Source organism: Frankia sp. CgJB1, from assembly GCF_977947065.1.
On sequence record NZ_CDWTNB010000173.1, the window covers coordinates 1 to 8,456 of the forward strand.

Annotated in this window: 7 protein-coding genes; 5 read left to right on the forward strand and 2 right to left on the reverse strand. The window is 69.6% G+C overall.

Features of this window, described 5'->3' with window-relative positions:
• Positions 1 to 434: 434 nt before the first annotated feature.
• Complete coding sequence (locus tag AC08OT_RS16685) at positions 435 to 1,346, reverse strand: RecB family exonuclease (RefSeq protein WP_476592859.1); 912 nt, start codon at positions 1,344 to 1,346, stop codon at positions 435 to 437.
• Between the two features lie 85 nt (positions 1,347 to 1,431).
• Here AC08OT_RS16685 and AC08OT_RS16690 point away from each other — a divergent pair, with 85 nt between their 5' ends.
• Together AC08OT_RS16690 and AC08OT_RS16695 are read left to right on the forward strand one after the other, a co-directional pair.
• Positions 1,432 to 2,634 carry a zinc metalloprotease gene (locus tag AC08OT_RS16690; RefSeq protein ID WP_476592860.1) on the forward strand — a complete coding sequence of 401 codons (1,203 nt, stop codon included), beginning with the start codon at positions 1,432 to 1,434 and terminating at the stop codon, positions 2,632 to 2,634.
• A gap of 44 nt (positions 2,635 to 2,678) precedes the next feature.
• Positions 2,679 to 3,659 carry a tRNA (adenine-N1)-methyltransferase gene (locus tag AC08OT_RS16695; protein WP_476603013.1) on the forward strand — a complete coding sequence of 327 codons (981 nt, stop codon included), beginning with the start codon at positions 2,679 to 2,681 and terminating at the stop codon, positions 3,657 to 3,659.
• A gap of 65 nt (positions 3,660 to 3,724) precedes the next feature.
• Here the strand turns inward: AC08OT_RS16695 and AC08OT_RS16700 are convergent, their stop codons facing one another.
• Positions 3,725 to 4,024 (reverse strand): ferredoxin, encoded by a 300-nt coding sequence (locus AC08OT_RS16700; protein ID WP_476592861.1) that lies wholly within the window; start codon positions 4,022 to 4,024, stop codon positions 3,725 to 3,727.
• A 143-nt stretch (positions 4,025 to 4,167) separates the two neighbouring features.
• Here AC08OT_RS16700 and arc point away from each other — a divergent pair, with 143 nt between their 5' ends.
• From arc to AC08OT_RS16715, 3 genes are all read left to right on the forward strand, one after another.
• Complete coding sequence (gene arc, locus AC08OT_RS16705; RefSeq protein WP_476592862.1) at positions 4,168 to 5,973, forward strand: proteasome ATPase; 1,806 nt, start codon at positions 4,168 to 4,170, stop codon at positions 5,971 to 5,973.
• Positions 5,974 to 6,304: 331 nt separating this feature from the next.
• Positions 6,305 to 7,822 (forward strand): depupylase/deamidase Dop, encoded by a 1,518-nt coding sequence (gene dop, locus AC08OT_RS16710; protein ID WP_476592863.1) that lies wholly within the window; start codon positions 6,305 to 6,307, stop codon positions 7,820 to 7,822.
• 158 nt (positions 7,823 to 7,980) lie between these two features.
• Positions 7,981 to 8,199 carry a ubiquitin-like protein Pup gene (locus AC08OT_RS16715; protein ID WP_476592864.1) on the forward strand — a complete coding sequence of 73 codons (219 nt, stop codon included), beginning with the start codon at positions 7,981 to 7,983 and terminating at the stop codon, positions 8,197 to 8,199.
• Positions 8,200 to 8,456: the final 257 nt, after the last annotated feature.

The window sequence follows — 8,456 nt, forward strand, 5'->3', positions numbered from 1 at the left end:
CAGTACTCGCCGGGCCGCGACCCGCGGTCCTCCCGGCCGGGCGGGCTGCCCGCGACCGCGCCCCGCTTCCCGCCTCGGGACGATCCGGTCCGTCGGGCCATCGTGATGTCCTCTCCCTCGCGGCGCGCTGTGTCTCTCTCGACACGTCGTGCCTGTCCTGCCTGCGCTCGGCCCCGACTGACCTGGGGCGGCCGTTCGGCTACCGTGGTCGATCTCCCCAACGATCGAACGATGATCGGCATCTCGCCGTCGCCGACTGTACCGCTGGCAGTACTGAAGATCCGATCGATATTACTTTTGGTAATCGGGTGATCTGGCGTGCCCCCGAGGAGGCCCGGTGGAGCCACCGCCGCCGGCGAGCCGAGGATGCCGGCACCGTAAACGGGCTGTCCGCGGGGAACGGGGTCCGGACGGGGCCCGGTCTGAGACCGCCATCAGCCGTCCGCCTCGCAGACGGTGGGGGCGGCCTCGTCGAGCGGCACCATGGATGTCTGCTGCGGTAGCGGTGGTGGGGTGCCGCCGAAGGCTGGGCATCGAGCCTGATGGTCGCACCAGGAACACAGTCTGTTCGGGGTGGCGCGCCAGTCCCCGGTGCGGTGCGCGCGGTCGATCGCCGCCCACAGGGCCTCGATCCGCCGCTCGGTGGCCCGCAGATCGGCCTCGTCGGGGGTGGCCCGCAGCCAGGTGCGGTCGCCGAGGTAGTACAGCCGCAGCTCGCGCGGGAGCACTCCACGGATCCGCCAGAGCAGCAGGGCGTAGAACTTCATCTGGAACATCGCCGAGCTCTCGAACGCCGGACCGGGCGAGCGGCCGGTCTTGTAGTCGACCACCCGCAGGGCGGGTCCCTGCGCCGTGGTCGCCTCGTCGAGCCGGTCCAGGTAGCCCCGCAGCCGCAGGCCGGAGTCGAGCACGTGCTCGACGTACAGCTCGCGGGCCACCGGCGCCAGTCGTGACGGATCCTCCAGCGCGAAGTACCCGGCGAGCAGTTCGCGGGCCGACTCCAACCACGCCGCCAGTTCGTCGCGACCACCGAACAGCGCATCGACCGCCGGCTCGCGGGCGCGCACCGTATCCCAGGCCGGCTCGACCAGCTCCCGTGCGGCCTGCAGGGTACGCCGGGACGCCGGGAGATCGAACAGCTTCTCCAGGACCGCGTGCACCACAGTCCCGCGGGTCGCGGCCTCGCTCGGCGGCTCGGGGAGCCGGTCGACGACCCGGAACCGGTAGCGCAACGGACAGTTGACGAAGTCCGCCGCCCGCGACGGTGACAGTGAACCAATCAACGGCCGGGGTGCGGCCGACACCACCGGTCCCGGGATGGCAGGAGAGCGCTGCGTCGAGGTCATGTCCTGGACCCTAGATCCCCCCACCGACATCTTTGCCACTCGGTCCCGGACGACGGGTCGGAGTATGGTCCGTAGCATCGGATCCATGGCGGATCAGCACGGCGGCGCGGGTTCGGGCGGCGCAGGTTCGAGCGCCCACGGCGGCGCGAGCCCGGCGGGGCAGGCTCCAAGTGAGCGCCCCCCCGGCGTGCTGGTCGGGCGGATCCGCGGCGTTCCCATCGTCATCTCGCCGTTCGCCATCGTCTTTGCCGTCCTCGTCGCCTACCTGCTCTCCGGCTCGATCCGCGACCGGCTGCCGCTGGCGTCCGACGGGCGGATCCTCGCGCTCTCCTCATTGATCTCTATCGGCTTCCTGGCCTCCCTGCTCGCCCACGAGATCGGTCACGCTCTGACGGCGCTGGCGTTCGGTCACACCGTGCGGTCCGTAACCCTGCACGGCTTCGCCGGGTTCACCGAGTTCGAGCCGGAGCCCCGCAGTGCCGGCCGCGAGTTCCTGATCGCCTTCGTCGGCCCGGCGGTCAACGGGGTGCTGGCCGCCGGCTGTCACCTCGGCCTGCTCGGCCTCGACGACACCAGCGATGCCGGCGCGGTCCTGCACGATCTCAGACTCATCAACATCGCGTTGTTCCTCTTCAACCTGGCACCCGGCCTCCCGCTGGACGGTGGACGGGTGGTCGTCGCCGCGGTGTGGGGCCTGACGCGCGACAAGCTGCGGGGGCTGCGGGCCGGTGCCTACGGCGGGTTCGTCGTCGCCGCCGGCCTGGTCGTCTGGGGTGCGTCGACCTCCGACGGCATCGGCATGGTGTACACCTATGCCCTGGCGGGCTTCCTCGCGTTCGCGGCCTACCAGTCGCTGCGCGCCGCGCAGGTGCGGGAGCGGCTGCCCGGCCTGTGCGCCGGCCGCCTTGCGCGCCGGACGCTGCCCGTCGAGGGTGCCGTCCCGCTGGCGGAGGCGCTGCGGCGAGCCCAGGAGGTCGGCGCCACCGCCGTCGCGGTGATCGACCGTGACGGCAGTCCCCTGAAGATCATGCATGGCTCCGCGGTCGACGCGCTGCCGGAGCATCGGAGACCCTGGATGACCGTGGATGAAGTGAGTCGGGTGATCTCGCCCGGCATGGTCCTCGACGCCGATCTGGAAGGCGAGGCCCTGCTGGCGGCTGTGCAGCGGGTGCCGGCGTCGGAGTACCTCGTGGAGCAGGCGGGCCGCCCGGTCGGCGTGCTCGCGATGGTGGATCTCGTCGCCCATATCGATCCGGCCGCCGCCGCCCGCATGGTGGCGTCCCGGTGAGCGCCCCGCCCCACGAGCCGGTGTCCCCGGGGGAGGTGCCGTCCCTGGCCGGCGGTTACGCTCCGCCCCCGACCGGCGCCGCTCATCGCCGGGGCCTGTTCACCAAGGGCGACCGGGTGCAGCTGACCGATCCCAAGGGGCGCCGGCACACCGTCGTCCTCGAACCGGGCAGGCAATTTTACACTCACCGGGGAGCCATCGAGCATGACGCCCTGCTCGGCCGGCCGGAGGGGATCGTCGTCACCAGCAGGGGTGGCACCGACTACCTGGCGCTGCGCCCGCTGCTCGTCGACTTCGTGCTGTCCATGCCGCGCGGGGCGACCGTGGTGTACCCCAAGGATGCGGCGCAGATCGTCACCTATGCGGACATTTTTCCGGGCGCCCGGGTGCTGGAGGCCGGCGTCGGGTCCGGGGCGCTGTCGTGCTCGCTGCTGCGTGCCATCGGCGACTCCGGGCGTCTGGTCTCCTACGAGCGGCGCGCGGACTTCGCCGAGATTGCCCGGCGCAACATCGAGGCGTTCTTCGGCGGCCCGCATCCCGCCCACACCGTGCTGGTCGGGGACCTGGCCGAGACAACCGAGCGTGACGTCGACCGGGCCGTCCTCGACATGCTCGCGCCCTGGGAGGTCGTTGACGCCGTCAGCGCGGCGCTGGTGCCCGGCGGGGTGGTCTGTGCCTACGTCGCTACCACCACCCAGCTTTCCCGGATCGTCGAGACGCTACGGGCGCACGGCACGTTCACGGAGCCCGCGGCGTGGGAGTCGATGATGCGGGACTGGCATGTCGAGGGTCTGGCCGTGCGGCCCGGTCACCGCATGGTCGGCCACACCGGTTTCCTGGTGACCGCGCGGCGCCTCGCCGAGGGGGTCACTCCTCCGGTGCGCCGCCGCCGGCCGGCGAAAGGCGCGCCGATCGGCCTCAACTCCGTCCTCGAGCCCGGGTCCGAGCCCAGCTCTGAGACCGGGTCCGAGACCGACCGGTCCCGGGATGCCGACCCAGGGTCGGCGACGATCCAGCCGATGTGACGTATCCCATGGGGTCCCATGGGGCAGGCCGTGGTCGCGAGTGTGCCGGCCGGGCGGGCCAGTCGTCAGCCGACGGGCCCGCCGGCCTCCAGCGTGCCGTCGGGGCGTTCCACGTAGATGCACGTCCCCGGGCACTCGTCGGCCGCGTCGACCACCGCGTCGACGAGCGGCAGCGGCACCGGGACGTAGGCGCCGGGCTGCATCTGCAGCTCGCCCGCGCTGTCCTTGACGTAGGCCAGGCCGTCGACGTCGAACTCGAAGACGGCGGGAGCGAGCTGCACGCACAGACCGTCGCCGGTGCAGGCATCTTGGTCGACCCTTACCCGCAGGTCTGCCGAAACGCCCGGCTTCGCTGGAGTTGCCACAGGGCTCCGATCTTCTGTCAGCATGGCACCGTAACCCGCTGTTTACGGCAAAGCTGGATCGTCCTTGCCCGACCGGCCTGCCAGCGGCGGTCACAACGGTAGTGTGGGTGCGTCCCGGTCAGCACGGGGGAGGTGGAGGCGCAGTGTCCGGTCTCCGTTCGGGCTCTGGCTCCGGTGGGAGCACGGGTCGTCCAGGTGATGCCGAATCACGGCGGTCGGCGTACGAGAAGGAAACACACGAGCTCACGACGCAGGTCGCCTTCCTGGAAGAGGAAGTGGCCATGCTGCGGCGTAGGTTGTCCGAAGCGCCCAGGCAGCTCAGGGTGCTGGAGGAACGGCTCGCGGAGATCCAGGCGGAGTTGTCGGCTGTCACGGGACAGAACGACAGGCTCGTCGCGACCCTCCGCGAGGCGCGAGACCAGATCGTCACCCTGAAGGAGGAGGTCGACAGGCTCGCGCAGCCGCCCAGCGGCTACGGGATCTTTGTCTCCTCCTACGACGACGGCACCGTCGACGTGTTCACTCAGGGCAGAAAGCTCCGGGTGACCGTGTCGCCGAGCGTCAACATCAGTGATCTCTTGCCCGGCCAGGAGGTCATGCTCAACGAGGCGCTGAACGTGGTCGAGACGCGCGCGTTCGAGCGGCAGGGTGAGATCGTCCTACTCAAAGAGGTCCTCGAGGGCGGGGACCGGGCGCTGGTGCTCGGTCACACCGACGAGGAGCGGGTGGTCATGCTGGCCCAGCCGCTGCTCGACGGACCGATCCGGTCCGGGGACTCGTTGTTGATCGAATCCCGTTCCGGCTACGCCTTCGAGCGGATTCCCAAGTCCGAGGTCGAGGAGCTCGTCCTCGAAGAGGTTCCCGACATCGGCTACGAACAGATCGGCGGCCTGAAGAGCCAGATCGAGTCGATCCGGGACTCGGTCGAGCTGCCGTTTCTGTACAAGGAGCTCTACCGGGAGCATCAGCTCAAGCCACCGAAGGGTGTGCTGCTCTACGGTCCGCCCGGCTGCGGCAAGACGCTGATCGCCAAGGCGGTCGCCAATTCGCTGGCCAAGAAGGTCGAGGCGAAGACCGGCCAGGGCACCGGTCGGGCGTTTTTTCTGAACATCAAGGGTCCCGAGCTGCTCAACAAGTTCGTCGGCGAGACCGAGCGGCAGATCCGGCTGGTGTTCCAGCGGGCGCGCGAGAAGGCGTCCGAGGGGATGCCGGTGATCGTGTTCTTCGACGAGATGGACTCGATCTTCCGGACCCGTGGCTCGGGGGTGTCCTCGGACGTGGAGAACACGATCGTCCCGCAGCTGCTCAGCGAGATCGACGGCGTCGAGCAGCTTGAGAACGTCATCGTGATCGGCGCGTCCAACCGCGAGGACATGATTGATCCGGCGATCCTGCGGCCGGGTCGGCTCGACGTGAAGATCAAGGTGGAGCGGCCCGACGCCGAGGCGGCTCGGGACATCTTCGCCAAGTACGTCGTGCCGGAGCTGCCGCTCTACCCGGATGACCTGGCCGAGTTCGGCGGTAACCGGGAGGCGACTGTTCAGGCCATGATCCAGCGCGTGGTCGAGCGGATGTACGCGGAGAGCGAGGAGAACCGCTTCCTCGAGGTGACCTACGCCAACGGCGACAAGGAGGTCCTGTACTTCAAGGACTTCAACTCCGGTGCGATGATCGAGAACATCGTCGCCCGGGCCAAGAAGATGGCGGTCAAGGAGCACATCGAGGGCGGGCAGAAGGGGCTGCGCATGCAGTACCTGCTCGCCGCCTGCATGGACGAGTTCAAGGAGAACGAGGACCTCCCGAACACGACCAACCCGGACGACTGGGCCCGGATCTCCGGCAAGAAGGGTGAGCGGATCGTCTACATCCGCACGCTTGTCACCGGAACGAAGGGTACCGAGGCCGGCCGTTCGATCGACACGATCGCGAACACCGGCCAGTATCTGTAACGGTCGCAGTACCTGTAACGGCCGGTACCTGTAAGGGGCTCGGGGCCCGCCCGACGGCGGGACCCGAGCCATCGCCGTGGGCCCCGGGGCCGTTTGGCCCCGGGGCCCACGGCGATGCTCTGGGCGGCGTTGCTCTGGGCATTGCGGCACTGGCACCCCTGGGTGTATCCCCCCGCCCGCATCCTCGGTGAACGCCGGTCGGTCGGACTACCGTGCCGCCACCGAATTCTGACGATAGGCGTGGCAGCGGACGTGTCATCCCGAGCGGCCCAGAGCAAACAAGGCAGACGTCCGGCCAACCGACCGCCCGTGCAGCACCTACGCTTGCAGAGTGAGCGCGCGCCGGATCATGGGGATCGAGACCGAGTACGGCGTATCGGTGCCCGGTCAGCCGAACACCAATCAGATGTTGGCCTCGTCGTTGGTGGTGAACTCGTATGCCAGTCGAACGTCGGCGTCGGGCAGCCGCGCCCGGTGGGACTTCGAGGAAGAGTCACCGCTGCGCGACGCCCGGGGCTTCGAACTGCCCCGCGAGCCGGCGGTCGATCCGAGCGCCCCGGCCAACGAGGACGATCTCGGCCTGGCCAACGTCATCCTGACCAGCGGGGCGCGGCTCTATGTCGATCATGCGCACCCGGAGTTCTCCTCGCCCGAGGTCACCAACCCTCGCGACGTCGTGCTGTGGGACAAGGCCGGGGAGCGGGTGATGGCCGAGGCCGCCCGCCGGGCGTTGTCTGTGCCCGGCTCCAAGCCGGTCTATCTCTACAAGAACAACACCGACAACAAGGGCGTCTCGTACGGATGCCATGAGAACTACCTGATGGCACGGTCGACGCCCTTCGGGGAGATCGTCCGCAACCTCACCCCGTTCTTCGTCTCCCGTCAGGTCGTCTGCGGGGCCGGGCGGGTCGGGATCGGCATCGACGGCCGGGAGCCGGGGTTCCAGATCAGCCAGCGGGCCGACTTCTTCGAGGTCGAGGTGGGGCTCGAGACCACGCTGAAGCGGCCCATCATCAACACCCGGGACGAGCCGCACGCCGACCCGGAGAAGTACCGCAGGCTGCACGTCATCATCGGCGACGCGAACATGAGCGAGGTCGCCACCTACCTGAAGGTGGGAACGACCTCCCTGGTCCTCGCGATGATCGAGGACGGCTGGTTCACCGCGGACCTGTCGGTGGACGGGCCCGTGGCGGCGCTGCGGGCGATCTCGCACGATCCGTCCCTCAAGCATCTGGTGACTCTGCGCGACGGTCGTCGGATGACCGCGGTGCAACTGCAGATGGAGTACTTCGAGCAGGCCCGCAAGTACGTCGAGGACCGGTTCGGTGCCGACGTCGACGGCCAGACCGCCGACATGCTCTCCCGCTGGGAGTCGATCCTCGGCCGCCTCGAGGTCGACCCGATGAGCTGTGTCCGCGAGCTCGACTGGGTCGCGAAGCTGTCGATCCTGGAGGGCTACCGGTCGCGGGACGGCCTGGCCTGGGACTCGCCGCGGCTGGAGCTCGTCGACCTGCAGTACCACGACGTCCGTCCGGACAAGGGCCTCTACAACCGCCTGGTGGCCCGGGGCCGGTTCGATCTCGTCGTCAGCGAGGAGGAGGTCACCCGGGCGATGACCGAGCCTCCCGAGGACACCCGCGCCTTCTTCCGGGGCCGCTGCCTCGCGCTCTACCCGCAGCAGGTCGCCGCCGCGTCCTGGGACTCGGTCATCTTCGACATCGGTCGGGACTCGTTGCAGCGGGTGCCGACGCTGGAGCCGCTGCGCGGCACGAAGGCGCACGTGGGCGAGCTGCTCACCCGCTGCCCCACGGCGAGTGATCTGGTGGACGCGCTCGCCGGCCGCTGAGAGCCGGCGCCGGATCCCTGGCAGGGGGTTCACGTTGCGCCCTGGGCGGACGTCGCGACGGAACGGCCGGTTCGTGATGGAGTGGACCTCTCACCGATCGAACGGATGGTGTCGGTGGGGCGGGATAGTGTCGCGCCAGGCGATCGAAGGAGGGCTTCATGGCCACCAGGGACAGCGGCGGCGGGCAGCAACACGCGGACCGTCGGGCGGAGGAGATCGACGACGTCGCGACCGAGGACACGAGTGCCTCCGACCTCAAGGAGCGGCACGAGAAGCTCTCCGAGGACGTCGATTCCCTGCTCGACGAGATCGACGACGTCCTAGAGGAGAACGCCGAGGAGTTCGTGAAGGGCTATGTCCAGAAGGGCGGCCAGTAACGGCGGTCCGTAGCCGGCCGTCCGGTAACCGGCGGGCCGGTAGCCAGTGGTATCGGGCGTCGTGGGTGACGCCCGGCGGTGGTAGCTCTGGCGGGGTCGACGCCGCCGGGTGAGGCCGCGTGCCGCGGGGGCCCGGCGCCGCACCGCCCGCGTGCCCCGGCGCAGGTCGGCGGGCCGCACGTGCGGCCGTGACCGCCTTCCCTGCCGACTCGTTCGACCGGCCTGCCCGCCCGCTTCGGGGGGCGATAGCCCTATGT